The following is a 24,273-nucleotide window of genomic DNA, read 5'->3' as shown; positions in this document are numbered from 1 at the left end:
GATACGTTGACCGTCTATGAGCAACCACGACCATGACAAAGAGCGCTCGAAAAGCACTCACCATATGCTCGACGGCGCGATCCGCGTGTTTCTTGCGGAATCGCTTCTTATACCCACCGGACTCATTACGACAATTTTCCTGACCCGGAGCCTCGGACCCGAGAGCTACGGAATCTACGGGCTGGTCGTAAGCATAGTCATCTGGATCGAGTACAGCATCTGCCAGATCTTCGGGGGAACCAGCATCAAGTTCATAGGCGAGGCGGAGCATTGGGAGCCCATTGCAACCACGGTGCTCAAGTTATATTTACTCGTCAGTGCGGCTGCTGTAGCAGCGCTGTGGATATTTTCAAACGAAATTGCCGGACTCCTCGACGCACCCAGGCTAGGCTCATACCTTTCGCTCATGGCGATAGATATACCAATTTTCGTCCTCTCCACCGCTCACCGCCAAATCCTTATCGGAATAGGGAAATTCAAAGAGAGAGCCTTCACAAGCTCGGTAAGGTGGATAAGCCGCATGGTCCTGATCGTGATACTCGTCAGCATCGGGCTCTCGGTCGAGGGGGCGATTATCGGTATTATAATTTCTTCACTCATCGAATTGATAATCGTACGCTCTTACGTCAGAGCGCCGATTTTCGGGCATTCCAGCTTCCAGGCGGGGAGACTGTGGGGTTACGTAACACCGTTATTTTTATTCGCAGCTGGGATGAGGCTATTCGACAAGCTGGATCTGCTTCTCGTCAAGGCCCTCGGCGGCACCGCCGAGCAGGCGGGCATTTATGTGGCCGCACAGAACCTCGCAATCATACCCGGTCTGTTCGCGCTCTCCTACACTCCTCTGCTTCTCTCGACTCTAACGAGGGCAATCGGCACCGGGAACAGAGAGACCATTACGCACCTTATAACGACATCTCACCGCATCGCAGTCTTGCTAATACCGTTCGCAGCTATGACCGCGGGCTGCTCACACGAGCTGGTAAGACTTATATTCGGCGACGAGTACGGCGGCACGGCTCAAATTTTGTCGGTCCTGATATTCGGCTCCGTTGCGACCGTCTTAATATCCGTAAACTATGCGGTGCTCACCGCGAGCGGAAAACCTGGCTTGCCGCTTCTGCTCGCGGGGCCGATAGTCCCTGTATCCATTCTCTTCTATTTTCTCGTGATCCCGCGGTTCGGCATGATAGGGGCATCGAGCGTCTACACATTCCTTGCCTGGGCGGGCGCCATCGCAACGCTTTCGGCCGTTTATTATCTCTGGCGGATCCACCCCCCTGCGAGGACTTTACTCAGGAGCATCATAATCTCGAGCGCGGCGTATTACGCCGTCCGGTTATGGGACACGCAGGGCATATTCGTCGTTGTAAAGATAATACTGGCATCCACTGGCATAATTACGTTCTGCGTCGTCACGGGCGAATTTACTATCAGGGAGCTCCGGGCCTTATTCTCGGGAATGTTCTACGGGACCGCTGGAGGAAGAAATTGAGATGAGCAACAAAGTAATTATAATTCCTGTATACGAGCAATGGACACAGTACCCGGCACTGAATACACGGCATCGCGCGGACTCCGTGCGGGTTTCGGCATTCGAAGAAGCGGGCGAAGCCGCGCCGGCGCCGACAGAGCTTCTGCCAGGCCGCATTTCCCGAGAGTGTACATCACGCATACTGTGTTGAGGCAATGATCCGAGACAAATATTCGTTCACAGTCATCATACCTACGTACGGACGTCCGAAGCAGCTCAAGGAATGTCTCGATTCGGTTGCGGACCTCGCCGATCCCAAGGACGGCTTCGAGGTCGTGGTGGTCGATGACGGAAGCAAGACCTCGCTTGAAGAAATCGTCAATGCGTTCCGGAAAAGGATAGACATCAGACTTCTAAGGCAGGATAATGCGGGTCCCGCGGCGGCGCGAAACAGGGGCGCCCGGGAGTCGCGCGGTAAATTCCTCGCCTTCACGGACGACGACTGCAAACCCTCCCGGCAGTGGCTCACGAAACTGGAAGAGGCCTTAAATCCGGATCCGGAAATGCTGGTCGCGGGACGCACGGAAAACGATCTGCCCGACAACACCTATTCGACGGCTAGCCAGCTTATTACCGACTTCCTCTATTCTTACTACAATAGAGAGGACGCAAAATTTATCGCATCTAACAACATGGCGCTCTCCCGTGAGCAGTTCCATAAAGTCGGTGGATTCGACACCACTTTCCCGCTCGCCGCAGCCGAGGACAGGGAATTCTGCGACAGGTACCTCCACCTCGGATACAAGACTGTTTATGCCCCTGAGGCTCTCGTGCGCCACGCCCACCCGCTGACTTTTGACAAATTCGTGAAGCAGCATTTTAATTACGGACAAGGCGCTCACAGATTTCACAATATCCGTGCAAGCCGCAGCCCCGAGGGAATGAAGATCGAGCCTATGAGCTTTTACACCGGACTGATATTTTATCCCTGGAATACTCCGTGCCGCAACAAGACCTTTCTATCTTTATTAATAGCGCTCTCACAGGCTGCGAACGCGGCGGGGTATTTTTCTGCGACGCTCCGTCCGGACGGTTAAGGCCACATGCGGCCGCCTTTTCCCGAGCACCTTAGGAAAAATAAAACAGTCGTTCTAGACCGCGCGTCTGCCGAATATGAGCGATACTACGAAGATCACGAGGAATATTACGAACAATATTTTTGCAATACCCGCCGCCGCGCCGGCAATACCCGTGAACCCGAGAACCGCGGCTATTATAGCGATTACAAGAAATGTTGCCGCCCAGCTCAACATATTTAACACCTCCCTTTTCGAGCATAATAAGGAATCGAGATTCCTCACTTCATTGCCTCATCTTAATAAGGAGCTACCGGACCGACGGCCGATATCACTTGATGAATCACATTATCTCGACTGCGATCAAGTAAACAGCTATCACCTGATTCAATATCCTCGAGGATATCAGTATCAATATCCCGGCTGCCAACGAGACGAGAGGGGTCAACTCCAGATTTAACTGCATATCGAATTCCTAAGCTTTAAATCATGAAAACCGATCTCGGGCGCAGAGCTCTTAGAAACCGGCTTCGACCGGGACCGGCACACGCAGTTTCCTTCTATTCCTCTCCGCTTGTGTTGATCTTCAAATTGTTCTCGACCGAGACCACACCCTCTACTTTTCGTGCGATGCTTTCGGCTTTATTAGACTCCAATTGAGAATCCACAACTCCGCTTAATTTGACCACACCCTTATCCGTATCAACATCTACATCGAAGCCGCTCACATCCTGATCAGCAAATAGCTTCGTTTTAACGTTGGATGTAATAACGGCGTCATCTATAACTTCCCCACTACTCTTATTACCGCCGTTATTGCATCCGGCTGTCCCGGCCAGAAATATCAGTGCCGCAATCAGGAGCAAATATTTTTTCAGCATATTGCACCTCCGTACTTTTTGCCTTTGACCGTGCTGCGGAAGAAACATCCGCTCTCCCAATCGATTGCGAGAAGCGCTTCTTCGGCAGCAGGTCAGAGTCCAGAGCGAAAAACCTATGATCAATATCTGGAATATACCTATGGCAAAATCCGTACCAGAAATGGAGATATGATTAATATTGTGTGATACCGGGCGGATATATCATTCCGACTCGAGATTGAAATTTAAGTTGGTTAAATTCCGGTGTGGATTCAAACGGCGGGGATTGTTGTATATCCGACAGTCGAGGGCCGCGGCAGCATACCGCGTATTCGTTACGGCACGCAAATTTTCCACTCCGTCCGGTCGTACGTCGGTTTATTGTTTCTTTCCTGTGTCGCTCAATTTCTCTTTTGCGATTCTTGCGAGCTCTTCGTAGTCCGCCCTGATCCGTTCCAGATCCTTTTCGTCCAATTCCTCGAGGTCCAGAAGCGCATTGTTAGCGTTTTCTATCGCACGTATCAGCTCATCGAGCTTTACCTGAATTGCGATAGTATCCCTGTTCTGAGTATTCTGGATCAGAAACACCATCAGGAAAGTGACGATCGTCGTCCCTGTATTAATAATAAGCTGCCAGGTATTGCTGAACCCGAGCAAAGGACCCGTCAGGATCCAAACAGCGATTATGATGATGGCCACCATGAAAGCCGCCGGATGGCCCATGGCCGTTGATGCATATTTGGCGAATCTCGTGAACAGCGAGGACGAATTTCTTACTCCGCTCATATAGGTTCAGCTCACTGCCTGCAAATCAAAATATTCGAGGGGCAAATCGACCATGCCTCAACGAATGAAGCCGCCCTTTCCCCCGGGTTTGGGGAGAAAGAGCGGCCAGAGGTATGGGGTAAATAGGGCTCAATGCTTCTTTGACCAATAATCCGCTGCCTTTTCGGCCTGCTCCTTTGAGTATCCGTACTTCTCCTGGAGCTTCCCTATGAGCTGATCGCGTCTGCCGTTAATGATGTCGAGATCGTCATCCGTCAGCCTTCCCCACTGCTCTTTCGCCTTCCATCTCATCTGCTTCCAGTTACCTTGTACCTGATTCCAGTTCATCTATTTCACCTCCCATTTCTTCGGCTTCGATAAGTTATTCGTTACATTGCCCCAAGCGCTCCGGCTCCAAGCGCCTCGCCATCCGAGAATCACTGAGATTACAAAGAGCGCAGGGAATACAAGCAGGAGAACTTTCGCTATTCCGGAAACAGTTCCCCCTAATCCCGAAAAACCCAGCACTACGAGAATGAGCGTCATCATCAGGAAAGTGAACGCAAGCAGTGCGGCCACAAGAAAAGTCATCGATAAACCGAGAATCGCCGCCATGTCCTTAATGCTTATTGTCTTTCTCATGCCGATACTTCGACGCAACATGTATGCCAATGTTCGGGTGTGGCATGTAATATTTAATATGCAGAGCTAGTTATAACCAGTTTCGACACGCCGCGGGCGCCCGGAATTAACTCCGGTTGTTTAATATCGGACAGTAAACATTGGATATAATCGAACTATATAAACAGTGAATAAATGTTAGGCAGAAGACGAATTCCAATGTAATATCGCCGTCCGTTCTTCAATGGATGAAATAATCACGCCTCTTTGGTGACCCACCGGCCGCTCTTTTTCTCGTATTTCTTTTTCACGGCCGCCCACGCAACCTTGTGGGCCACTTCTTCGCGTGAGTCATCGCCGCGTCTATCCGCCGGGTCAACGTATTCTTCCCATGCATTGTTATAGGCCTCGATATATATATCGAGCGCATGTTTCGGGAGACTGCTCTTGACCGATTCGGGCAAATCCGATCTTTTACGGTACGGCATCTCTGTACCTCCTGTAATTGTGATTTTAAACGGGCTCGGCCGATTGCACTTTAAGTAACGGCAGCCACGCATTGTCTATCGTGCAACATGCATGCCAGCACTCGGTCTAGTGAAGAATCTCGAATGATCGAAGTGGGTTCTATCCCTTTCCGCGTTCGGGGAACTGGGTGAAATTGATCTGAAATGTTGTGATAGATACGGCCGGCATTGTCGGTCCTCGAACAGCCTCCGGAATAAATGACTTCAGTCTATCGAAATTCCGGACTCGATATTGACATAAGTCCGCACTCATGTATCTTAATTCTACCGATAATGATATTCAATATCAGATAATACGTTCCAAAATAATGCATCCTGATTATAGATACATTCATGATCTGAATTGCGTACTGGCAGCCGGAAAAACGCTCCCTCGGCGGAGTCGCAGATCAATCACATACCGCCTCCGAAACCGCAGATGGAAGCTCGAACAATTTCACAGAATACGACCGGGCGATTGAGGAACAGGATGTATCGGATATGATTATCATAGTATCCGGATGTCGTCAGAGAATTAACACCAACAAAACGAAACGGGAATTATGAGGTGACGGATTATGCAGAGTATGAATTTAATTGAGCTCATACAGCAGGGATGGATAGCGACCTACCCTCTCATACTGTGCTCGGTAATAATGGTAGCTATACTCGGCGAAAGAATGTTCGCCCTGAGCGGGGTAGCGTCCACTACAAGAAAGCTTACGAGCCTCGTAGTCCCTCCGATGACGAGGGGGGACTTCGGCGCGGCGCTTTCGGTCTGCAACAAACACAGGAAGAGCCTTCAGGCGAGGATTTATCATTCCATACTCGCGGATGAAAAAACAGCCAATCCCGCAGACGTTTCAGAAAAGCTGGAAGAAAACAGATACGAAGAGGTCCAGGACCTTAAGCAAAACATCTGGCTCCTCGGGACCATCGGCAGCAGCGCCCCTTTCATCGGCCTTTTCGGCACGGTCGTCGGTATAATCAAGTCCTTCCACAATATGTCGATAGCCGGCACAGGGGGGTTCTCCGTGGTCGCGGGCGGCATATCCGAAGCGCTCGTCGCCACGGCCGCAGGGCTCGTGGTAGCCATTATAGCGGTAATCGCATATAACTACCTTCAGGTCAGGGTGGCCGCCATAAACGCGGAGCTCAAGATCAACCACTCCAAATTCGTGCAGGCTTACAAGCAGGGGAGATCAGGAAATGGCGATCGGGAAATTTGACGAAAAGACGGACGAGGACATCGTAGCGGAAATCAACATCACCCCGCTTACCGACATATTTCTCGTGCTGCTTATAATCTTCATGATCACGAGCTCGGCTCTGATCGAGTCGGGCGCAAACATCAACCTCCCTGAGGTATCCAAGACCGACACGGTAGCGAGAAACGTGGTCGTCACGCTGACGACCGACGGAAAGACTTACGTAAACCAGAAAGAAACGAGCAGGGACACTTTCGAGCAGGAACTCAAAAAGGCCCTCGCCGAAAGCAATACCAAGGTGGTGATCCTCGAAGGAGACAAGGACGCGCTCCTCGGGGACGCGGTGAAACTGATAAGCCAGGCGAAAGAAGCCGGGGCCAAAGAAATAGCCATAGCCGCAGAGAAAGCGGAAGCGCCCTGAGCCCGGAGAAAGCCGTATGCCCTCTTCGCGGATAGGAACATTCATCATACTTTCTTTGATACTGCACGCCGCGGTCTTCGCTGCATTCGTTTCTCTCTCGCCGGAAGAACCCGACGAAATCGCCCGGCCTCTCATGGTCGGCGTAACGACGCAGTATAAAGACCCGGGAAAGGGAAAGGGGGACTCTCTCGAGCCCGCGGCGATGAAAAAACCCGAGCCCGAAAAGAAAACGGAGAAGGCTCCTGAAAAGAAGACCGTAAAGAAAGCCGCAAAGAAAAAACCCGTAACGAAAGCCGAGAAGAAAGAGATCATAAGCCTCGATAAAGACCCTGTCAACACAGAGACGGCCATAACAAGCGCAGTTCCGTCCGCAAACGCATTCGAGAATGCAAACGTATCGCCCGACGGCAAGGCTAGTGAGAGCGGACTCGGAGACAGCGGCACGGGGCTCGACACGAAGGGCACGGGCCAGGGCACCGAAATCGGATACCCGAACTACGGCGTCAACCCGAAGCCAGCCTATCCGAGGATCGCCAAGCGGCACGGGTACGAGGGGCTCGTCGTCCTCGACGTATTCGTAATGGAGAGCGGGAATGTGGGGAAGATAGAGATACGCAAATCGTCCGGATACGAAGTGCTCGACAATTCCGCTCTCGACGCGGTCAGAGAATGGATATTCATCCCCGGAAAGAAGAACGGCCGCGCAATTTCGAGCTGGGTAGTTGTGCCGATAAGGTTCGACCTCACGAACGGCTAGCCGGACCCTTCAGCGACATAAGAGAGCCGGATAGAATCCGGCATACACACTAAAGCAAATCCCCGTCTCGCTCCACTATCACATCTCAAATAATTTTTGGAAAGAGGACGGAGAAAGTATTGAACGTAAATCCGGTGCCGGAATGCTCGATACCGGCGCCGGATGTTCTCAAACGCACAAAGATAGAAATCACCAGTCGAATGTGAGAGTCGCCAGAATAAGACGGCGCGAGCCGTAGTAACAGTAGTCGACGCCGTTACAGGACGACACATATTCCTTGTCAAAGAGGTTCTGCGCATTCACCGCCAGGTTTAAGCCGCCTAATTTGGGCGTGATACCGCCGAAATTATAGTAAACCGCAGCGTCGGCGAGAGTAAAAGACGGTATCTTGAAGGAGTTGGCCGCATCCGGATAGCTGTCTCCCATGTAGCGTACGCCCGCGCCGAGACCGAACCCTTTTAGCACAGTCTGCTGCAATGTGTAATCCGCCCACACCGACCACTGGTCTTTAGGCACCTGCGGGAGCTGCTTGCCTTTCTCCTCGGGCACGGTGCTGCCGGTGATTACAGCATCAGTGTACGAATAGCCCCCCGTGAGATTGAACCCCGGCGCCGGGCTCGCTGTGCCTTCGAGCTCGAATCCGCGTACGCGGACCTTTCCCGTCTGTACGCTGAAGAACTCGTTTTCCGGGTCGGGCGTCAGCACGTTCTTCTGCTTTATTTCGTATACCGCCGCGGCGAAGATGCCGGGGAACCACTCGGGCTGGTATTTAATCCCCGCCTCGTACTCCTTCCCCTTGCTCGGCTTGAAAGGTTCGCCCTCGAACGTCGTACCCAGCTCCTGCTGGAACGATTGGGCGAACGATATATAGGGCGCGAGACCGAAATCGAAGACGTAGTTGAGACCTGCGCGTCCGGAGAAAGCGCTGTCGTCCTGCTTCGTTTTCGTATCAGCGAGCAAATTATTCGTGTTGTCGTCTACCCAGTCTTCGCGTCCCGTGAGCGTGAGGACGAACCCCTTGAAGAAAATCTGGTCCTGGAGATAGAGGCCGAACTGGTTTTGTTTTTGAATGGTGCGCGTTATGGTGGGCGGGGTCGTGAAAGGCTGCCCGTAGACGGGGTCGAATATGTCTAAAGTAGGCGCAGCGCCGAAGCCCAGGCTGTAGTCGCTCCTGAGCCAGTAGTAGTCGAACCCCGCCAGCACGATGTGCTTCACAGGGCCTGTCGCAAATGAAGCGATGCCTTCCGTATCTATGGCGAGCGAATCCAGGTCCTCTTCGATCTGATATATAGCGCGATTGAGCGTGCGGAGGTCGGGTTGTAGGCCCGCACCGATAACGGCGTTCTCCGGGTCGGCGTCGGACGTCAGGTAACGGAAGTTCTGCCGGACCGTGAATATATCGTTGAACCTGTGCTCGAGCTCGTACCCGATCGCATACTGCGTCCTGTCGAACCTGTTGAAATCGGGCTCTCCCACGAACCTGCTCGTCGGTATCTTACCGTTCGGGTTCGGAAAGAGTGTGCCCTGCGAAGGAAGGAACTCGAGACCGAGCCCCTTGTTGTCATCTTTCTGGAAATAACTGAGCAGCGTGATCGTCGTGTTGCATGTAGGCCTGAAAGTAAACGCCGGGGCGAGGAAAATGCGGTTGTCCTCCGTATAATCGATCTGCGTATCGCTTCTCCTGAGAAGCCCCGTAAAGCGGTATAGGAGCTGTCCCCTATCATCGATCGGCCCTCCGAGGTCGAAAGCGCCCTGATACCGGTCGTAGCTCCCGTACTGGAGCACAACCTCGCGGAGCGGTACTGGTGTCGGCCTCTTGCTTATCATGCTGACAAGACCGCCGGGAGGGACCTGCCCGTAAAGCGAGGAGGAAGGCCCCTTTAGAATCTCTATGCGCTCAAGCCCGTATGGCTCGACCCTGGGGTCACCGTAACCTACACCGTAAGGGAGCTGGAGCCCGTCCAGGAACTTCGGCGCCAGAAAGCCGCGTATGTATATCCAGTCATACCTCGAATCAGAGCCGAAGGCTTCGGAATTTACACCCGGCGTATAACGGAGAGCAGCGCCTACTGACTGTGCCTCCTGCTTTTGAATCTGCTCTTCGGTCACTACCGATATCGATTGCGGGACTTCGATGAGCGGCGTGTCCGTTTTTGTGCCGCTTTGGGAGTCTTCCGCGGTAAAGCCTCCCTCGTCCGATTCTTCACTGTCTTCAACCACCACCTCGGGGAGCTTGATTCCTCCTGTGCTTTCCGCGCTCCGAGCCTTATCGCCCTCCCCATCCGTCACAACCATCTGAGAAGCGGCTTCTTTCAAATTGTCATTCTGCTGAACCTCCTGCGCGGACGCCCTAAGCGGGATCAACATTAAAACGAGCATTGAAACGACTAAGGTAAACCGTACTGCTAATTCCATGTCAAGACCTCCTCAACTTAGATTCTTCTTGAGTCAGCCTCACCCTTATGGAACATAGCTTTGATCCGTTTCAGATTTTCGATATTCGGCTTATTTCGCTATGCGGGAAACTACGTCGTACCGGATAACTTCGATAATGTTTTCTACGACTCATCACCTCCTCATCCGTAACCAGTTGATATGATTCTTCCGTGAACCGCCGAACCATACGTGCCGCACAATGACTGCGACAGGGATTCCAAGGGTGATCCACGAAAGCATGTCCCAGATACCGTTCCCGAGCAGCGCGGAGACAAGACCAAATGCGCTCAGCGCCGCGAGCAGGATCGGTATGCCGAATACGTGAAGAAAGATCGGTCTCTTCTTTGGTGTTGACTGCTTCATCCGACGGGCCTCCCCGCCGCAATTGTTCGCGACCCGGACTCTTCGATCTCGAGCTCGGCGATCCTCTCCTCTATCGGCTTCTTGCGGCGAGTGAGCCAGAGGTAGAGCCCGCTTGCAAGGACAACGATAGTGATGACGTCGAGAACAGCCCATACGACCTTCATCGGCATTCCACCGTAATCGCCGAAGTGGAGGGGCTGGGATATGAGCAGTGCCGCCACGTACCAGGGCATATACCGCGAGTCCGTAAGCTCCCCAGTCTCGGCGTCAATCAGCGCAGGTCTGAGCAGCCGGGACGTGAGGGGTGTGGTACCGCTCATGAATACCGCATAATGGTGGTTGCTCGAGAACGGAGAGCCCGGGAAGGCTACGAATTCGGGCGTCATTCCGGGCACCGCTTCCCTCGCGACGTCCATCGCCTTATCGAGGGACGCGAATTTCTGGGGCAGCGGCTTCCCTTTATAAGGTGCCGTCATCTCGGCGAGCTGGCCGAACTGCCATGCCTTGATCACCACGTCGGAGAGAGTGTTGATGACGCCTGTCCCTCCCACGACGAACACCCACATGAGCGTCACGATGCCCAGGAGATTATGGAGGTCGAGCCACTTTATACGAGCCGTCCCGTCTTTCCTCACGATGCCGAAATCGAGCTTCCGCATGAAGGGGAAGTAAACGACGGCGCCTGAAACGAGTGATACTACGAAGAGCAACCCCATGAATCCGAGAAAAAGCATCCCGTACGGGCCCGCGAACATGTCCGTATGGAGCTTGAGGATGAAGTACATTACCCCTTCCGTGAATTTAGGCTCGGCGAGCACCTCGGCCGTGCGTGCATCCACCGCAAGCGAGCGGAATACATCGGGAGGAGCGTTGAGTGACGGGACCAGCGTAAGGTAAACCAGGTCGGGCTCGTCCTGGTCCCAGATGAGGAAACGCACGAATTCATCCGGATATCTATTCAATCCCGCCTCGACGATGCTGTCGAGGCTCGCATTAGGCGTACCGGGAGGCATGCTTACGGGCTCGATCTCCTCCCATAACAGGTGCGAAAGCTCGTGATAGAAGATGAGCGGGAGCCCGGTCACGCACAGCATAAGAAGGAACGCCGTGCATATGAGGCTCGTCCACTTGTGAGTGACGTACCAGATTTTGACTGTCTTAGCGCTGAGCATGTCGACCGTCCCTCCCTCTTTTCAAACAATCACCAGTTGTAGCTCAGAGTCCCTAGGACATTGAGCTTGCTCCCGTACGAACAACAATAGGCTGCGGTGCGGGCGACGGACGTCTTGTCGAAGAGATTCGTCGAATTCACCGTGAGCTTCAAACCGTCACATCTTCCCCAAAACGAAGCCGATCGCATAATCAGAACTCGACGCCTACCGCGGCAAGAACGGTGCGCGGCGCGCCCGGCAGTATAGAGCTCCTGTCCTGCGCCCCCAGAAAATATCTCTCATCGAAGAGGTTCTCGATGTTGATCTGAGCGGTGATGTCGATGCCGCCGAATTTCTTGATGGAGTATCTGTACGACCCGAGCAGATCGATCCGAGTGTAACTCGGCACTTCAAAACTGTTTGCAGCGTCCCCTTCGCGCTCGCCTACGAAAAACACCCCGCTCCCGAGACTAAGCCCCCGAAGGACCCCCGTCAGGAATTCGTACTTTCCGAATACGCTGCCGCCGTTTTCCGGCACACCCGGCAGGCGGTTTCCCTCGTTGCCGGTGTTGTCTTCGAGAATCTCCGTGTCCGTGTATGCATAAGAAGCTATGACGCTAACCGCAGGAGTGATATTTCCCGTCACGTCGAGCTCTATGCCCTGGCTCCGGGCTTCGCCGATGTTGAGCAGGAAGCCCGGATGCTCCGGGTCGTCCGTCAGAATGTTCTTCTTGGTCAAGCGGTAAAACGCCAGCGTGCCCATAAGTCTGCTCTCGAAGAATTCCGCTTTCATGCCCGCCTCATACTGCGTAGCGGTTTCAGGTTCGAGCGGCTCGCCGCTGAAGCTGTTGTTGAAAACATCGGTAGCGGAGAAAGAATCGGTGTAATTGCCGTAGAGCGACAGCCAGGGCATGGGCTGCCAGAGCAAACCTACGCGAGGACTCCAGTCATCGGGCTTATCCTTCACCTTTACGGCATCCTCTCCGCAACAGTTGAAAAACGACTCAGTATAGTCGTATCGTATCCCCGCGAGCAGGATTAAATTCTCCAGTATGTAAACCTGATCCTGCGCGTAAACGCCATACCATTTAAGCCCCCTGTCGCCCGGGGCGAGCGTCACATCCGGACGCGGCGCGCCATATACAGGATCATAGATGTTGATAGGGGGAAAATCCGTAAATGCGAATTTGAAATCTATATCGTTGTCATAGTACTCGACGCCGAAGAGTACATTGTGCCGGATGCACCACGTATTAAACCGTCCGACTAGCTCGGCGGTGGCGTAATAAAATCGTCCGTCATCGACTTCTTCGAAAAAGAACCTCTCAACGCTCTGGCCGTCTTCGAGAAAAAAGTCAGTGGGGAAAACTTCAACAGGGTGGTTCTCCGGTTTCTCAAAGCTGAAGCGGAGGCGGAGCGTCCAGTTCTCATTAAAATCATGCTTTCCGAGAAAGGTCAGGAGCAAGTCTTCCAATTTTTCACCATTGAACGGCTCGCCCAAGTACCGGCTTATCGGTAGTGGAGCCGGACGGTCGCCGAGGGCGATCAGGCCGCGGTCAGGAACGCTATGACCGTTCAGGTATTCAAGGCTGAATCGCAAATAAGTACTGTCACCGATATTCCAGACAAGCGTCGGCGCGATATAAAATTCCTCAGAATCCACGAAATCTCTGAATGACTCCGAGTTCTCGTAATTGAAGTTGAAACGGTAGAGCAATGCGTTTTCCTTCAAAAGCGGTCCCGTCAGGTCAGCCGTAGTTCGGAAGAGTTCATAGGAGCCAAACTGTTGCTCGACCGAGTAGTGGGCGACAGGGAGCGGCTCTTTGCTTATCAGATTGATAAGCCCCCCCGGCTCCACTCTGCCGTAGAGCACAGCCGCGGGTCCTTTGAGAACCTCCACCCTCTCGACTGAGGACAGATTCAAGTTAAAGCCTCGCGTCCTGAAACCGTCCCGGAAAATTTGGAAATTGAGAGGGAATCCCCGCACGAAGAAGTCCTCAAAATTATCGCCGCCCGCAGGTCTCACGTATACGCCGCTTACATTTTTCACGGCATCACGCACGCGTATCGCCTGCTGGTCTTGAAGCACATCCTGAGGCACTACCTGAATCGACACAGGTGTATCGAAGATAGGCATATCTGTTTTTGTAGCGGTCGTTGCATCCTCAGTTATATAACCTTCTGTTTCTCCGGCGTCCTCTTTTTGGCCAGAGACTGTAACTTCGGGGAGTTGTACTTCGCCTGAGGTTTCTTCAGACCCGTTTGACCCGGTTTTATCGCCGGTATCCGATGTAGCGGGCTCTGTCGGGGCCGCATCGGAGACCCGATACCCCGAGAGAGACTCCAACTCATCCGCTATAGCGGGAAACGCCTGGCAAACCCATAAAGAGACAGCCATCAGTGCGGCTATACGGCAAATCGACATACTCATAATCCCCTCCACCTTCAGCGCCCGATGAGCAAGTTCACGGGCGGATTTTTTGATTGCATATAAGGCCCCTCCCCCATATTCGGGGATCGGGAAGCAGTTCGTTAATATTGATAATGATAATCATTATTGTTATTATCGGGCGGCATCCGGATTGTCAAGAAAAGACAGGATGTTAGCTCCTAGTCCTTAATGAAGGAAGTTATAAACCGACGCAGCAAACACGGTACTAAGCGTGAAAAACAACGATGGATAAACGGGTATGTATTTACAACTATAAATCTTGTAAATACATGCGCGAGCTTCGAAGCCCATCCCCCTCAACCGTATGCAAAATCTCATAAACCGAAAGTCCGGCGCGGTCCCTAAAAGCAGGATTCTGGGGGAAAAACCGCCGAAGAACCGTGTACAATTAAACCCCTAGCATCGATTCCGGAGGTCAGCTCATGGCATACGACGAAAAACTAGCCGGCAGGATACGGGAGATTATCAACAGAAGCGGTCAATTCAAAGAAAGGAAAATGTTCGGGGGCATAGCATTCATGCTGAACGGCAACATGTGCTTGGGCGTCTTGGGCGACCTGCTCATGGCCAGGGTGGGACCCGCCCAGTACGAGGCCTCGCTGTCACAGCCTAACGTGCGGCCTATGGACTTCACTGGGAAGCCGATGAAGGGGTACGTCTATGTCGAGCCCGCTGGCTACAAGGAGGACGTGGATTTGAAAGTGTGGGTCGACAGGTGCGTGGACTTCGTCTCGACCCTGCCGGAGAAGTGACCGGGGGTTAAATCAGCACGCTCTATCAGCGATACTGAGGTTCAAGCACCACGACCGGAATCTCCCTCCCCCCTGCCCTTCTCTGATATTTCTCGTAACCCGAGTAGACCCCGAGGGTCTTGTTCCAGAGCCTCTCGCGCTCCTCTCCGATAGCGTCCCTTGCGATGTACCGGCCCGATTTCCCGTCTACGAAGATTTCTACTTCGGGATTGGCACGTAGATTCAGATACCAGGCCGGATGGCGGAGGTTTCCGCCCTTGGACGCGATAATCACGATGTTATCTCCGTCCCGGAAATAAAGGAGGGGCATCGTCCTCGGCCTTCCGGTCTTTGCTCCCTTAGTGGTCAGCAGCAAGCACGGCCAGGCGAACGTCATGTTAAGCCGACCGCCCGATGCTCTTATCAGCCATCTATCGATGTGGGACGCAACATTTATCATAGTCCACGCCCCCGCCCTCGTGGAGCCGAACCACGCGAGGAGCCTTTTGAACGAGTTGTCTTCAGCGGACGGAGCTGCCATATTATTTCCGTTCGGATTTCAAGAGATCCGGCTCTATGCCCCATCTAACAAATCCCGAAGAGCCGTTTCAGTTTGATCGACCATTCTTACGACAGTGAAATTTTCCATTATTCTGGCACGTATGTCTTGAGGCTCGATCTCCGGAAGTCTATCGATCATAGTCAAGATCCCCCTCGCGAGCATTTCGGGTTTGTCGTGAGGCACCACGATTCCAGTATCGCCCACTATCTTCGCGGAATCCCCCACATCCGTCACTACACAGGGGACGCCGCATGCCATGGCTTCCCCTATTACGTCCTGAAAGCCCCCCGCATAAGAAGCGGAGCAAAGGATATCCATAGAATTAAACACAGAAGTCATGTCGCTCCTTACCCCGGCCCATACCAGATATGTACTCAATTTCAGTTCCCGGCTCAAGTCCTCCAAAACCCTCTTATAACTTTTATCACCTCTACCAACGCAGACGAAACGTACATCCTTTCGCATTTTTAGAACAGAGGCCGCGGCTTTGATAAATACATCATACCCCTTGACGGGAATTACGCGCCCCACAATACCTATAAGCTTTTCATCTTTTGCAACTCCCCACTCCCGACGTATCAGATTCCTCGCATCCGGATCGGGTTTGAATTTATCGGTATCGAATCCGTTCTTGATCACCAGCTTTTTTTTAAAATTATGGTTTATCCCTTCACCAAAAGAGAAACTCGCATCTGAATTGTATACAGCCAGAGGTACAGTGGTGGAGATATATTCCTCGATGAACAACATGGCTTTATAATTGAGATCGTTGTTGCGAAGCAAGAGCTTGTCACCAGCGCCCCTGTACCTCCAGACGAGTTTAATATCCGGCAATGTTCCCGCAGCAAGCCACGAAAGAATCCTAGGAGCATGACCGCCAAAAGAGTACAGAATTTCCGGTTTTTCCCTTTTTATTATCTCTCTTAATCTCGATGTGGCTTTAATTAATGTTATGGGCCCGGGAACGGCCGTGTAAGGCTTGATGGAAAAAAGAGTTTCAATATTTATGGACCTGGCGCTCCACAGATGCTCCCAATCCGCATCTGAGGTATACAATGCGACTACCGATATGCCGTGTCCCCTGCGGTCAAGGTTGACAACGAGTTGGGAGAGCTGTCTTAATACCCCTCCTACGCATAAGTCTTGCAAATAAAATAGAATTTCCATCAGTCACTACTCCTTCAATAATTGACGGATAATATATAATGCGACGCGCCGGGGCGTGTGGTGCCGAACCACGCGAGGAGCCTTCTGAACGAGCTGACTTCAAGTTTTTGACCGGCCATCGGATTGAGCCCGGGAATATACATTCTATATTACACCAGGCACAGGACGCTTGATAATCTACCTCATGCCGGACCCGAATCCCCCTCACCAATCAATCCCCGTTGAGTTATATTATGTATCGGATTATGAGACCGAAGATAGAGACCATCGCGCTCTTTCTCCTTATGCTTGCATCAGCCTCGTGCGCCAACATGGGGCTCATCATGCAGAACATGAACCCCGAAGAGGTGAGCAAGGCGGAGCTGAAGAAGCTCCCCGCGGAAACGACCCCGAAATACGGTTTCAGGGTAGCCAAGGACGGGAACGTGAATGCGGATATGAGCGAGATACTCGAGAACGTGGATTATCAGTTCACGGAATTCAGCGAATGCTTCAGCATAAAGGACAACGGAGAGAAGGCGAGGGAGTATACGATCGCTGTCGTGAACGGCACCTTCAGGTGCGAGTTCTACTTCGGCAGCTGCAACGGGGAGTACGACGGAGATTACGGACTGATAATAGTGAGCTACAAGGCTTTCAGCAGAAAAGGGATACTGCCGGTGCTGAAGCACGAATGGGCGCACGTGTACGGGTTATTGAGAGACGACCATCAGAATTTAAAAGACGTCAAATGGTGCACAAGGTATTGATTCGGCTTCTCGCCGGGATGTCGTAGAACGCCGGCAAACTTCAGTGTCCGGTTTCGTCGTAATACTTGGGCTTGCTGTAATCCCCGTCGAGGAACATCTGCTTTGCGGGGTCTATCTCTTCGGTGCCGCGGAGCTTGTCGAGCTCCTCCTCGCGCTTGGCCTGGTTGTAAGGCTCGTAAGTATATTCGACCTTGACCATGTTCTTCTTCTGGTTCGTATGGAAGACGAGCTTCACGTCCGGGATATTCCACGTCCAGCTCTTGAAATAGAGCATGCTGTCCGAGCTCGAGGGCTCGCCGTACTTTTCAGTCAGGTATTTCATGAACTCGCTCTGGAGCTGGGACTCCTCGAACTCGTCCTTCGCGTTCAGTATAAGCGAAGAAGAAAGGAGCTTGTCGTCGTAGAATTCGAGTCCCGTGCTGACGTCCCTCCCTTCGAGGTCGAGCGGCAGAGTGACAAGCATACCCTGCATCACTATAGTTCTTATTTTCTTGGAGTCGACCTTGTTGTCCATGATCCTCTTTCCGTTCGTCTCGATTATTTCCTCGGCGTCGTCGTCCGAGATGCCGAAAGCGAACCCGAGAGGGGCGAGGTCGGCGTTCTGCTGGGCGGCCGCATGAGAAACCGTATTCAGGCAAAAGAAGCTTATCAATATTAAGACATGAGCTCTTGTTAAAATATTCATTGACTCCCCCCTGTTTCAGCTTGCCGTATATCTTGCCGTTTCCCATAAAAGTTATAAGATGAAGGAGTCAAAATCAAGTTTTATTACCCGTACCCGCCGGGACCCCCTTCCCCCGTCCCGTTTGAGTCCCGGAGGGAAAAAGCATATAATCTTGCCAGGCATGGAGATTATAATAGGAGTGATAGGAGCGGGCGAGCCTACCGAGGATGAGTACGTCGCAGCATTCGAAACGGGAAGGGAGATAGCGCGAAGGAAATGTACGCTGTTGTGCGGCGGGCTCGGAGGCGTCATGGAAGCGGCCTGCAAAGGGGCTAAGTCCGAAGGGGGTCTCACTGTGGGGGTCCTCCCCGGAGAATCCAAGCACGAGGCAAACCCCTACATCGATATACCCATCGTAACCGACATGGGGCACGGAAGGAATATAATAGTCGTACGCTCGAGCGACGCGCTCATTGCAATAGGCGGGAGCTTCGGTACATTATCTGAAATTGCCTTCGCTCTCAGATTGGAAATTCCGGTCATAGGGATTAAAACTTGGGATGTATCAACCGATATCAGGCAGGCAGACAATCCCAGGGAGGCGGTTGAAGTGGCTATCGGGCTTGCTGTTTCTGGCACTGCTCGGGGCCTGCGGTAAGGAGCCCCCGCCGCCGTCCATTCCCAAGGTGAGTGAAAAGGACATACAGAAATGCCTGACGGGAAAGCTGACCGTCAGGGAGGGTTACAGGTACCATATGCTCGAAGAGGGACAGACGCTTTACAGGGTGTCGGTCATGTACGGTACGACGGTAGAGGAGCTGATAGAGGTCAACAACATAGTGGACTACACCGACATCCCGGCGGGAACTATGCTCAAGATACCGGGAGCGGTCGTTTCTTCAGGCCTCATATGGCCGCTTCCGGGGAAGATATCCTCGGGGTTCGGCAAACGCGGCAGGAGATACCACTGGGGAATCGACATCCCCGCTCCGAGCGGCACACCGATAAGGGCCGCCGCCGACGGCCTCGTGCTCATAAGCTCGGACGGCATGGGGGGCTTTTCCGGCTACGGGAGGGTCGTTATCATAGAGCACGGCGGGGGGCTGAGCACGCTTTACGCGCACAACAGCAGGAACGAAGTCAAGCCCGGCATATGCGTCAGGTCGGGCGAGGTGATAGCCGAGGTCGGCTCGACCGGGAACGCGACCGGCAGCCACCTCCATTTCGAAGTGAGGAACGACGGCAAGCCGGTCAACCCGCTCAACTACCTGCCATAAGACGAAAGGAGAATTATTAATGACGGATCTCAAGAAATACATAAGGGACATACCGGATTTCCCGAAGAAGGGAATTATATTCCACGACATCACGCCGCTCCTTCAGAACGCCGGGGCGTTCGAGTCAGCGATCGAAAGAATGGCGGACATGCTGCGCGGGAGTGCAATCGATTACCTCGTCGGGATCGAATCACGCGGGTTCATATTCGCCTCCGCCCTCGCGATCAAGCTCCGCACGGGGCTCGTCATCGTGAGGAAGCCGGGAAAGCTGCCGTACGTAACGATTAACGCGTCCTACGACCTCGAATACGGCTCCGATTCGCTTGAAGTTCACAGGGACGCGATCCATCAGGGGAGCAGGGTCGTGCTTATAGACGACCTCCTGGCGACAGGGGGCACCGCAAAAGCCGCAGGCGACCTCATAGAGAAGCTCGGCGGGGAGATCGCGGGGTACTGCTTCCTGGTCGAGCTCACGGAGCTCGGGGGCCATAAGAAATTATCGCCGCGCAATGTATGGTCGGTGGTCAAGTACGAGGCATGAAACAGATAGGAATTATTTTAAACCCGTCGGCGAAGATAAACAGCAGGAAAACAGCCGCAGTAGTCGGCAGGATGAACGACATATTCGGCGGAAGGGCGCTTCTGCGCACGACCAGAAACAAGCCCGAGATAGCAGGCGTGATGGACGAGTTTCACGGGGAAGGGGTGAAGCTCCTCCTGATAAGCGGCGGGGACGGGACTATATGCAGCGTGCTCAGCACCTATCTCAAGCTCTTCGGCGAGGACGATCTGCCCGTGATACTCCCGCTCATGGGCGGCACGATAAATATGATAGGCTCCGATGCGGGCCTCAGGGAGAGCCAGTTCGCTATCTGCAGGAAGCTCAACGACAAGCTCAAGCGCGGCGCACCGATAAGCGTTATAGAGAGGGGTCTTATCCGTATAGAGGATTCGCACCTCGATGAACCCTATTACGGGTTTTCGTGGATAGACGGGTTCCTTTATAGATTCCTTATCGATTACTATAAGCAGGGCGCCGGAATCCAGGTGGCTTCCATCATGACTATAAAGACTATACTGACGCTCCTCTCCAACGGGAGCCGGGGCCCCTTCGAGAACATCGATTCCACGGTCTACGTGGACGGCAAGAGGCTCCCCCACGAGGGCCACGTCCTGACGATCGCATCTAGCCTGAAAAAATTCGTCTTCGGCTTCGACATATTCGCCGAGGAATCAGTACCCGGCGAGTCTTTCAATATGGTTTATGTCAGGGAAAACTACATTAAAAAGCAGCGGCACGCGCTCCCGCTCGGGCTCTACAGGAGTCTCAAATCGGACAGATACGGGAATTTCGTCAACAGGGCCGTAAGCTCCCTCCGGGTCGAAAGGAACAGTGGGTATATTATCGACGGAGAGATATTCAACAGGGACGAGCCGACGGACGTACTGATAGAGGCCGGACCGAGAGTGAGGATATTCTCGTTCAGGGGCGAGAAGGAGATAGAGCTTTAATTTCATCAATACGGCAGGCGACATGGAGAAGATACGGGTAAACCTTAAAACGAGAGAGGACAAATCATACGATATCCTCATAGGCGAGGGTTTGCTGACGCGTATCCCCGGTGAGATAAAGGAAGCCGGGCTCGCTCATAAATACGCGATTATCACCGACACGACCGTCGGCAAACTCTACGGAAGCGCGCTCCTGGACGAATTCGGACGCTCGGGTCTCGATACCCGGCTGATCGCGTTCCCGGCGGGAGAGGAGAGCAAGAACAGGGAGACGAAAGCCTGGATAGAAGACCGTATGCTCGAGAATAAATTCGGCAGGGACTCGGCCGTCATAGCCCTCGGGGGAGGCGTTGTGGGCGATATGGCGGGCTACGTGGCGGCAACATACACGCGGGGTCTCCCATACATACAGGTACCGACCACGCTCGTCGCGTGCGTCGACAGCTCGATAGGCGGGAAGACCGCAGTCGACACCCCGCACGGCAAAAACCTCATAGGCGCATTCCATCAGCCGTGGAGGGTATACATAGACGTTAACACGCTCCTCACGCTTAACGGGAAGGAGATAAGGGAAGGACTCGCCGAGGTTATTAAATACGGCGTTATCAAGGACGAAGACCTCTTCGCATTCCTCGAGAAGAACATGGACAGCATATTCTCATACGACAAGGGTGCGCTCACCAGCATAATCAAAAGGGGGTGCGAGATAAAGGGAGAGGTCGTCGAGAAGGACGAGAGGGAATCGAACCTGAGAAAGATACTTAACTTCGGACACACGATAGGCCACGCGGTCGAGAACCTGTCGGAGTACAAGATTTCCCACGGGGAGGCGATATCAATAGGCATGGCGGCCGAGGGAAATCTCGCCGTCGGGATGGGGCTCTGGAAGGATGAAGAGCTCGGGAGGCTCACGCGCCTCCTGACCAAGGCGGGGCTTCCGACGACTATGCCCGGGCACATGAAAATAGAGGATATTATAGATACGATGAAGCTCGACAAAAAATCACGCGGCGGCAAGATCGAGATGGTGCTGCCCGCGGCGATGGGACGCATGGCCGATATTAACGGGAGCTACGGGCTTAAAATAGAAGAATCGCTCATCAGGGACATTGCGTAACCTAGTCCCGTTTCAAACCAGAAATTCCGGAAGACCGCAAAAATGGACAATTCGGAAATAATAAATCCGGCCCTCGACATATCGCTCCGCATCCTGCCGCTCGACATGGAGGAGGTATTCGGGAACGGGAACGAGTGCCTGCTCGAGATCGGGTTCGGGGACGGCGACTTCCTCATCGAGAACGCTCTCGGGAGCCCGGATAAAAATTACGTAGGTATCGAGATAAAAAAGCGAAGGTTCAACAAGGCGGTAAAGCGCGCGAGGCGCCAGAAGGCGGCGAACGCCAGGTTCATTCACATGGACGCGGATATTGCGCTAGGGGAGCTATTCAGCCCCAACTCCTTCTCGACAGCATATATCAATTTCCCCGACCCCTGGCCCAAGGACAGGCACAAGAAGCACAGGATAATCAACCGCAGGTTCTTGAGGAAGCTTTCCAGGGTTATGAAAAAGGGAGCCTTTCTCGAGATCGCGAGCGATCACCGGGAATACGTGCAGAATACACTCGACACGATGAAGAGTATAAACCTGTTTGAATCCGAATTCCCCGATCCGGGCTATATGCTCCACATCCCAGGGCGCACGGAAACGACATACGAAAAGGAATTCAGGGCCGAGGGGAGGGAAATTCATTACATGAGGTTCAAAAACACAGGGCTGCCGGGGTCCGGGCGCCGATTACTCAGGTAAAATATGAGTGAACCAAATCAGCAGGAGGAGGATTGAACAATGAGACGCGCATTGACGTTATCCGCAATAATATACACCGGGTTACTCCTGAGCGGCTGCTCGGAGAACGGGCCCGGATACCTTTTTCAGCTCATCTTTATAGTCGCCCCTCTGGTCGGGCTGGGCGTAATGCTGCTCAAGCGGACCGAAAGCACGAACGACTCGCTATATATACTCGAAGGGCAGATAAAGAGGCTATCATCGAAGCTTGAAAACCTTGAAGAAAAAGTCACGGAGCTTGCCGAGAAAGAGAATAAAGCCAAGACTAAAAAATAAGGGTCCTAGGGACGTCCCTTATCCGGGGTGCCCTTTTTCAGCTCGATGCTCTTTGAAGAATTCTCGAGCGCTTCTACCTGGTACTTGATCGGGACCTGGCCGATGTCGTTCGTCGCGTGAAGGACCCCCTGTTCGTCAGTCCAGGTGAAAAGCCCTCCCCTTACGCCCGGTGTTTCAAGCCCCTCGGCGGCGTCGCCCAGATCGGGCGCCTCTGCGGAACTGACTCCTTCATCGGGCGAAACGCCTTCACCCTCTTCACCCTCAGCTTCTTTAAGACTCTTCGCCTTGGCCTCCTCAGCCGCCTTCATTCTCTCCTGTTTCTTCTTCTGGAGCGCTTCGTTCACTTCAATATTGCTCTGACGCTGGACAGACGTGCCGAGCGTCCCGGTGCCGTCCCTGTAATTCGTCTCCGTGCTCTTCTGCATAGTGGATAGATCGTACGGGTTCAGATCCTCGCTCGGGACAACGATGTAGGACGGAAAGTCGGCGGGGGCCGGAGCAGGAGCAGGCGCTGTTGATTGAGGGAACGCAGGACCGGAAGACAAGAATACAAAGCTTCCTGCAATGTATAATGTCAGAAATACAGAGCGGGACATATTCCGCCTCCTCGTTTACACATTATAAATAAATATACACCTCCACGGCCGAATACTCAACACCAAAAATTAATGTATAAAGCTCGCCGAAATACACACTTAAACCATTTTATTAAGAATAAACCGAAGGGTGGCGAAGACTCAAACCCAAATAATGCGTGAAGAAGGTAGGAAGGATTGGTAATATACCCTCCCTTTCCTTGAATTTATTGTGACTTAAAGGTGTAAAAGAGGAAAAATCAGGGCACGAGGAGCTCATCTAAAAAATGAAAAAAAAGCTTACTGTTTCTTCCTCTAAAATGCTACCACATAGAGATGATATTAGAGTTGAATTTACAGGAAGAAATCTGACAAAATTCGGCGAGATTCCCCATTTAAGGAAATTTCTTATACGGTTTGGAGTTAAAGAAAAACTTGAAAATGCTGTCACAATTGAGAAGAGAGACAGTAGGAGGGATGTTAGTGTGTCTACTTTATGCTGTAATCATTGATATGAAGAGACAGAGTGACACACTAATGCTCAGGCTGGATAAAGTATTTCAAAAAATAGCTGGGCTCGATGACCATCCCGTACAGAGCACAATCAGCAGGTTTCTAAAGAGATTCCGAGTTGATACAGCAAAGGGGATAGCTAGGGTGAACCACTGCCTGTTAATGAAAGCGAGAAGAGACTTTGAGGGTTAGCATAAGATTACCTTAGACTTAGATTCGCATGTGAGAACGACTTATGGACACCAACAAAGAACATCAGTGGGATACGATTCAAAGAAACCAGGGAGACCAAGTTTTCATCGCTTATTGTG

At 52.6% G+C, this 24,273-nt stretch carries 30 protein-coding genes and 1 pseudogene; 15 read left to right on the top strand and 16 right to left on the bottom strand.

Going from position 1 to position 24,273, the window contains the following annotated elements; genetic code table 11:
- Positions 1-16: 16 nt before the first annotated feature.
- Both AB1598_01515 and AB1598_01510 read left to right on the top strand, forming a co-directional pair.
- Positions 17-1,495: an oligosaccharide flippase family protein gene (locus tag AB1598_01515; GenBank protein ID MEW6143673.1), complete on the top strand. Its 1,479-nt coding sequence runs from the start codon at positions 17-19 to the stop codon at positions 1,493-1,495.
- 194 nt (positions 1,496-1,689) lie between these two features.
- Positions 1,690-2,571, top strand: coding sequence for a glycosyltransferase (locus AB1598_01510; protein ID MEW6143672.1), 882 nt, complete (start codon positions 1,690-1,692; stop codon positions 2,569-2,571).
- Positions 2,572-2,625: 54 nt separating this feature from the next.
- Here AB1598_01510 and AB1598_01505 read toward each other — a convergent pair whose 3' ends face one another.
- The 7 genes and pseudogenes from AB1598_01505 to AB1598_01475 all read right to left on the bottom strand — a co-directional run bounded on the left by AB1598_01505 (position 2,626) and on the right by AB1598_01475 (position 5,284).
- Positions 2,626-2,787 (bottom strand): DUF1328 domain-containing protein, encoded by a 162-nt coding sequence (locus tag AB1598_01505; GenBank protein MEW6143671.1) that lies wholly within the window; start codon positions 2,785-2,787, stop codon positions 2,626-2,628.
- A gap of 106 nt (positions 2,788-2,893) precedes the next feature.
- The gene (locus AB1598_01500) at positions 2,894-3,016 is read right to left on the bottom strand and encodes a DUF3096 domain-containing protein (protein ID MEW6143670.1); all 123 of its coding nucleotides are present in this window, start codon (positions 3,014-3,016) and stop codon (positions 2,894-2,896) included.
- A 94-nt stretch (positions 3,017-3,110) separates the two neighbouring features.
- On the bottom strand, positions 3,111-3,431 hold the full coding sequence (locus tag AB1598_01495) for a BON domain-containing protein (protein ID MEW6143669.1): 321 nt from the start codon (positions 3,429-3,431) through the stop codon (positions 3,111-3,113).
- A 357-nt stretch (positions 3,432-3,788) separates the two neighbouring features.
- Positions 3,789-4,196 (bottom strand): low affinity iron permease family protein, encoded by a 408-nt coding sequence (locus AB1598_01490; protein ID MEW6143668.1) that lies wholly within the window; start codon positions 4,194-4,196, stop codon positions 3,789-3,791.
- Positions 4,197-4,325: 129 nt separating this feature from the next.
- A complete protein-coding gene (locus AB1598_01485; GenBank protein ID MEW6143667.1) occupies positions 4,326-4,523 on the bottom strand; it encodes a CsbD family protein in 198 nt (65 codons plus the stop codon).
- Between the two features lie 93 nt (positions 4,524-4,616).
- Positions 4,617-4,766, bottom strand: a pseudogene (locus AB1598_01480) (DUF1328 family protein).
- 287 nt (positions 4,767-5,053) lie between these two features.
- The gene (locus tag AB1598_01475; protein MEW6143666.1) at positions 5,054-5,284 is read right to left on the bottom strand and encodes a ChaB family protein; all 231 of its coding nucleotides are present in this window, start codon (positions 5,282-5,284) and stop codon (positions 5,054-5,056) included.
- Positions 5,285-5,889: 605 nt separating this feature from the next.
- Here AB1598_01475 and AB1598_01470 point away from each other — a divergent pair.
- Genes AB1598_01470 through AB1598_01460 form a run of 3 tightly spaced genes read left to right on the top strand, consistent with a single transcriptional unit; the run spans position 5,890 to position 7,688 of the window.
- On the top strand, positions 5,890-6,531 hold the full coding sequence (locus AB1598_01470; GenBank protein ID MEW6143665.1) for a MotA/TolQ/ExbB proton channel family protein: 642 nt from the start codon (positions 5,890-5,892) through the stop codon (positions 6,529-6,531).
- Complete coding sequence (locus AB1598_01465; GenBank protein ID MEW6143664.1) at positions 6,512-6,931, top strand: biopolymer transporter ExbD; 420 nt, start codon at positions 6,512-6,514, stop codon at positions 6,929-6,931. Before AB1598_01470 ends, AB1598_01465 begins: the two co-directional genes overlap by 20 nt.
- 16 nt (positions 6,932-6,947) lie before the next feature.
- Complete coding sequence (locus AB1598_01460; protein MEW6143663.1) at positions 6,948-7,688, top strand: energy transducer TonB; 741 nt, start codon at positions 6,948-6,950, stop codon at positions 7,686-7,688.
- A gap of 189 nt (positions 7,689-7,877) precedes the next feature.
- Here AB1598_01460 and AB1598_01455 read toward each other — a convergent pair whose 3' ends face one another.
- The 5 genes from AB1598_01455 to AB1598_01435 all read right to left on the bottom strand — a co-directional run bounded on the left by AB1598_01455 (position 7,878) and on the right by AB1598_01435 (position 14,069).
- Entirely contained in the window at positions 7,878-10,103 is a 2,226-nt protein-coding gene (locus AB1598_01455) for a TonB-dependent siderophore receptor (GenBank protein MEW6143662.1), read from the bottom strand.
- Between the two features lie 153 nt (positions 10,104-10,256).
- Positions 10,257-10,487 carry a hypothetical protein gene (locus AB1598_01450; GenBank protein MEW6143661.1) on the bottom strand — a complete coding sequence of 77 codons (231 nt, stop codon included), beginning with the start codon at positions 10,485-10,487 and terminating at the stop codon, positions 10,257-10,259.
- The gene (locus AB1598_01445; protein MEW6143660.1) at positions 10,484-11,659 is read right to left on the bottom strand and encodes a PepSY domain-containing protein; all 1,176 of its coding nucleotides are present in this window, start codon (positions 11,657-11,659) and stop codon (positions 10,484-10,486) included. Before AB1598_01445 ends, AB1598_01450 begins: the two co-directional genes overlap by 4 nt.
- Before the next feature lie 29 nt (positions 11,660-11,688).
- Positions 11,689-11,811 (bottom strand): hypothetical protein, encoded by a 123-nt coding sequence (locus AB1598_01440; protein MEW6143659.1) that lies wholly within the window; start codon positions 11,809-11,811, stop codon positions 11,689-11,691.
- A 38-nt stretch (positions 11,812-11,849) separates the two neighbouring features.
- Positions 11,850-14,069, bottom strand: a complete 2,220-nt coding sequence (locus AB1598_01435) for a TonB-dependent siderophore receptor (GenBank protein MEW6143658.1) — start codon at positions 14,067-14,069, stop codon at positions 11,850-11,852.
- A 443-nt stretch (positions 14,070-14,512) separates the two neighbouring features.
- Here AB1598_01435 and AB1598_01430 point away from each other — a divergent pair, with 443 nt between their 5' ends.
- On the top strand, positions 14,513-14,842 hold the full coding sequence (locus tag AB1598_01430) for a TfoX/Sxy family protein (GenBank protein ID MEW6143657.1): 330 nt from the start codon (positions 14,513-14,515) through the stop codon (positions 14,840-14,842).
- 25 nt (positions 14,843-14,867) lie between these two features.
- On the opposite strand, the gene AB1598_01425 is transcribed toward AB1598_01430, so the two are convergent.
- Positions 14,868-15,362, bottom strand: a complete 495-nt coding sequence (locus AB1598_01425; GenBank protein MEW6143656.1) for a nitroreductase family deazaflavin-dependent oxidoreductase — start codon at positions 15,360-15,362, stop codon at positions 14,868-14,870.
- Positions 15,363-15,395: 33 nt separating this feature from the next.
- Positions 15,396-16,550 (bottom strand): glycosyltransferase, encoded by a 1,155-nt coding sequence (locus AB1598_01420; protein ID MEW6143655.1) that lies wholly within the window; start codon positions 16,548-16,550, stop codon positions 15,396-15,398.
- Positions 16,551-16,795: 245 nt separating this feature from the next.
- Here AB1598_01420 and AB1598_01415 point away from each other — a divergent pair, with 245 nt between their 5' ends.
- Positions 16,796-17,299, top strand: coding sequence for a hypothetical protein (locus tag AB1598_01415; protein MEW6143654.1), 504 nt, complete (start codon positions 16,796-16,798; stop codon positions 17,297-17,299).
- A 40-nt stretch (positions 17,300-17,339) separates the two neighbouring features.
- Here the strand turns inward: AB1598_01415 and AB1598_01410 are convergent, their stop codons facing one another.
- Positions 17,340-17,984 carry a hypothetical protein gene (locus tag AB1598_01410; GenBank protein MEW6143653.1) on the bottom strand — a complete coding sequence of 215 codons (645 nt, stop codon included), beginning with the start codon at positions 17,982-17,984 and terminating at the stop codon, positions 17,340-17,342.
- 160 nt (positions 17,985-18,144) lie between these two features.
- Here AB1598_01410 and AB1598_01405 point away from each other — a divergent pair, with 160 nt between their 5' ends.
- From AB1598_01405 to AB1598_01375, 7 genes are read left to right on the top strand one after another with little or no spacing between them, the layout of a single operon-like run.
- Positions 18,145-18,621 (top strand): TIGR00725 family protein, encoded by a 477-nt coding sequence (locus AB1598_01405; GenBank protein MEW6143652.1) that lies wholly within the window; start codon positions 18,145-18,147, stop codon positions 18,619-18,621.
- Positions 18,569-19,240 carry a peptidoglycan DD-metalloendopeptidase family protein gene (locus tag AB1598_01400; protein ID MEW6143651.1) on the top strand — a complete coding sequence of 224 codons (672 nt, stop codon included), beginning with the start codon at positions 18,569-18,571 and terminating at the stop codon, positions 19,238-19,240. Before AB1598_01405 ends, AB1598_01400 begins: the two co-directional genes overlap by 53 nt.
- Positions 19,241-19,259: 19 nt before the next feature.
- Complete coding sequence (locus tag AB1598_01395) at positions 19,260-19,781, top strand: adenine phosphoribosyltransferase (protein ID MEW6143650.1); 522 nt, start codon at positions 19,260-19,262, stop codon at positions 19,779-19,781.
- The gene (locus tag AB1598_01390; GenBank protein MEW6143649.1) at positions 19,778-20,752 is read left to right on the top strand and encodes a diacylglycerol kinase family protein; all 975 of its coding nucleotides are present in this window, start codon (positions 19,778-19,780) and stop codon (positions 20,750-20,752) included. Before AB1598_01395 ends, AB1598_01390 begins: the two co-directional genes overlap by 4 nt.
- Before the next feature lie 22 nt (positions 20,753-20,774).
- Positions 20,775-21,869 (top strand): 3-dehydroquinate synthase, encoded by a 1,095-nt coding sequence (gene aroB / locus AB1598_01385; GenBank protein MEW6143648.1) that lies wholly within the window; start codon positions 20,775-20,777, stop codon positions 21,867-21,869.
- A gap of 42 nt (positions 21,870-21,911) precedes the next feature.
- Positions 21,912-22,559, top strand: coding sequence for a tRNA (guanosine(46)-N7)-methyltransferase TrmB (gene trmB / locus AB1598_01380; protein MEW6143647.1), 648 nt, complete (start codon positions 21,912-21,914; stop codon positions 22,557-22,559).
- Positions 22,560-22,598: 39 nt separating this feature from the next.
- Positions 22,599-22,874 carry a hypothetical protein gene (locus tag AB1598_01375; protein MEW6143646.1) on the top strand — a complete coding sequence of 92 codons (276 nt, stop codon included), beginning with the start codon at positions 22,599-22,601 and terminating at the stop codon, positions 22,872-22,874.
- A gap of 5 nt (positions 22,875-22,879) precedes the next feature.
- On the opposite strand, the gene AB1598_01370 is transcribed toward AB1598_01375, so the two are convergent.
- Positions 22,880-23,299, bottom strand: coding sequence for a hypothetical protein (locus AB1598_01370; protein ID MEW6143645.1), 420 nt, complete (start codon positions 23,297-23,299; stop codon positions 22,880-22,882).
- A 437-nt stretch (positions 23,300-23,736) separates the two neighbouring features.
- Between AB1598_01370 and AB1598_01365 the strand changes: the two genes are divergently transcribed.
- Complete coding sequence (locus AB1598_01365) at positions 23,737-23,961, top strand: hypothetical protein (protein ID MEW6143644.1); 225 nt, start codon at positions 23,737-23,739, stop codon at positions 23,959-23,961.
- Positions 23,962-24,273: the final 312 nt, after the last annotated feature.

This window comes from Thermodesulfobacteriota bacterium (genome assembly GCA_040754335.1).
In the GTDB taxonomy this organism is placed as follows: domain Bacteria; phylum Desulfobacterota_D; class UBA1144; order Nemesobacterales; family UBA2774; genus 2-12-FULL-53-21.
The sequence above is the reverse complement of the archived record's forward strand: the minus strand, read 5'-3'. Positions and strand labels throughout refer to the sequence as shown.

Excerpts from the sequence above, each read along its gene's own strand:
- AB1598_01515 (MEW6143673.1), top strand. The coding sequence starts at position 17 with ATGAGCAACCACGACCATGACAAAGAGCGCTCGAAAAGCACTCACCAT.
- AB1598_01510 (MEW6143672.1), top strand. The coding sequence starts at position 1,690 with ATGATCCGAGACAAATATTCGTTCACAGTCATCATACCTACGTACGGA.
- AB1598_01505 (MEW6143671.1), bottom strand. The coding sequence starts at position 2,787 with ATGTTGAGCTGGGCGGCAACATTTCTTGTAATCGCTATAATAGCCGCG.
- AB1598_01500 (MEW6143670.1), bottom strand. The coding sequence starts at position 3,016 with ATGCAGTTAAATCTGGAGTTGACCCCTCTCGTCTCGTTGGCAGCCGGG.
- AB1598_01495 (MEW6143669.1), bottom strand. The coding sequence starts at position 3,431 with ATGCTGAAAAAATATTTGCTCCTGATTGCGGCACTGATATTTCTGGCC.
- AB1598_01490 (MEW6143668.1), bottom strand. The coding sequence starts at position 4,196 with ATGAGCGGAGTAAGAAATTCGTCCTCGCTGTTCACGAGATTCGCCAAA.
- AB1598_01485 (MEW6143667.1), bottom strand. The coding sequence starts at position 4,523 with ATGAACTGGAATCAGGTACAAGGTAACTGGAAGCAGATGAGATGGAAG.
- AB1598_01475 (MEW6143666.1), bottom strand. The coding sequence starts at position 5,284 with ATGCCGTACCGTAAAAGATCGGATTTGCCCGAATCGGTCAAGAGCAGT.
- AB1598_01470 (MEW6143665.1), top strand. The coding sequence starts at position 5,890 with ATGAATTTAATTGAGCTCATACAGCAGGGATGGATAGCGACCTACCCT.
- AB1598_01465 (MEW6143664.1), top strand. The coding sequence starts at position 6,512 with ATGGCGATCGGGAAATTTGACGAAAAGACGGACGAGGACATCGTAGCG.
- AB1598_01460 (MEW6143663.1), top strand. The coding sequence starts at position 6,948 with ATGCCCTCTTCGCGGATAGGAACATTCATCATACTTTCTTTGATACTG.
- AB1598_01455 (MEW6143662.1), bottom strand. The coding sequence starts at position 10,103 with ATGGAATTAGCAGTACGGTTTACCTTAGTCGTTTCAATGCTCGTTTTA.
- AB1598_01450 (MEW6143661.1), bottom strand. The coding sequence starts at position 10,487 with ATGAAGCAGTCAACACCAAAGAAGAGACCGATCTTTCTTCACGTATTC.
- AB1598_01445 (MEW6143660.1), bottom strand. The coding sequence starts at position 11,659 with ATGCTCAGCGCTAAGACAGTCAAAATCTGGTACGTCACTCACAAGTGG.
- AB1598_01435 (MEW6143658.1), bottom strand. The coding sequence starts at position 14,069 with ATGAGTATGTCGATTTGCCGTATAGCCGCACTGATGGCTGTCTCTTTA.
- AB1598_01430 (MEW6143657.1), top strand. The coding sequence starts at position 14,513 with ATGGCATACGACGAAAAACTAGCCGGCAGGATACGGGAGATTATCAAC.
- AB1598_01425 (MEW6143656.1), bottom strand. The coding sequence starts at position 15,362 with ATGGCAGCTCCGTCCGCTGAAGACAACTCGTTCAAAAGGCTCCTCGCG.
- AB1598_01420 (MEW6143655.1), bottom strand. The coding sequence starts at position 16,550 with ATGGAAATTCTATTTTATTTGCAAGACTTATGCGTAGGAGGGGTATTA.
- AB1598_01415 (MEW6143654.1), top strand. The coding sequence starts at position 16,796 with ATGAGACCGAAGATAGAGACCATCGCGCTCTTTCTCCTTATGCTTGCA.
- AB1598_01410 (MEW6143653.1), bottom strand. The coding sequence starts at position 17,984 with ATGAATATTTTAACAAGAGCTCATGTCTTAATATTGATAAGCTTCTTT.
- AB1598_01405 (MEW6143652.1), top strand. The coding sequence starts at position 18,145 with ATGGAGATTATAATAGGAGTGATAGGAGCGGGCGAGCCTACCGAGGAT.
- AB1598_01395 (MEW6143650.1), top strand. The coding sequence starts at position 19,260 with ATGACGGATCTCAAGAAATACATAAGGGACATACCGGATTTCCCGAAG.
- AB1598_01390 (MEW6143649.1), top strand. The coding sequence starts at position 19,778 with ATGAAACAGATAGGAATTATTTTAAACCCGTCGGCGAAGATAAACAGC.
- aroB (MEW6143648.1), top strand. The coding sequence starts at position 20,775 with ATGGAGAAGATACGGGTAAACCTTAAAACGAGAGAGGACAAATCATAC.
- trmB (MEW6143647.1), top strand. The coding sequence starts at position 21,912 with ATGGACAATTCGGAAATAATAAATCCGGCCCTCGACATATCGCTCCGC.
- AB1598_01375 (MEW6143646.1), top strand. The coding sequence starts at position 22,599 with ATGAGACGCGCATTGACGTTATCCGCAATAATATACACCGGGTTACTC.
- AB1598_01370 (MEW6143645.1), bottom strand. The coding sequence starts at position 23,299 with ATGCAGAAGAGCACGGAGACGAATTACAGGGACGGCACCGGGACGCTC.
- AB1598_01365 (MEW6143644.1), top strand. The coding sequence starts at position 23,737 with ATGAAAAAAAAGCTTACTGTTTCTTCCTCTAAAATGCTACCACATAGA.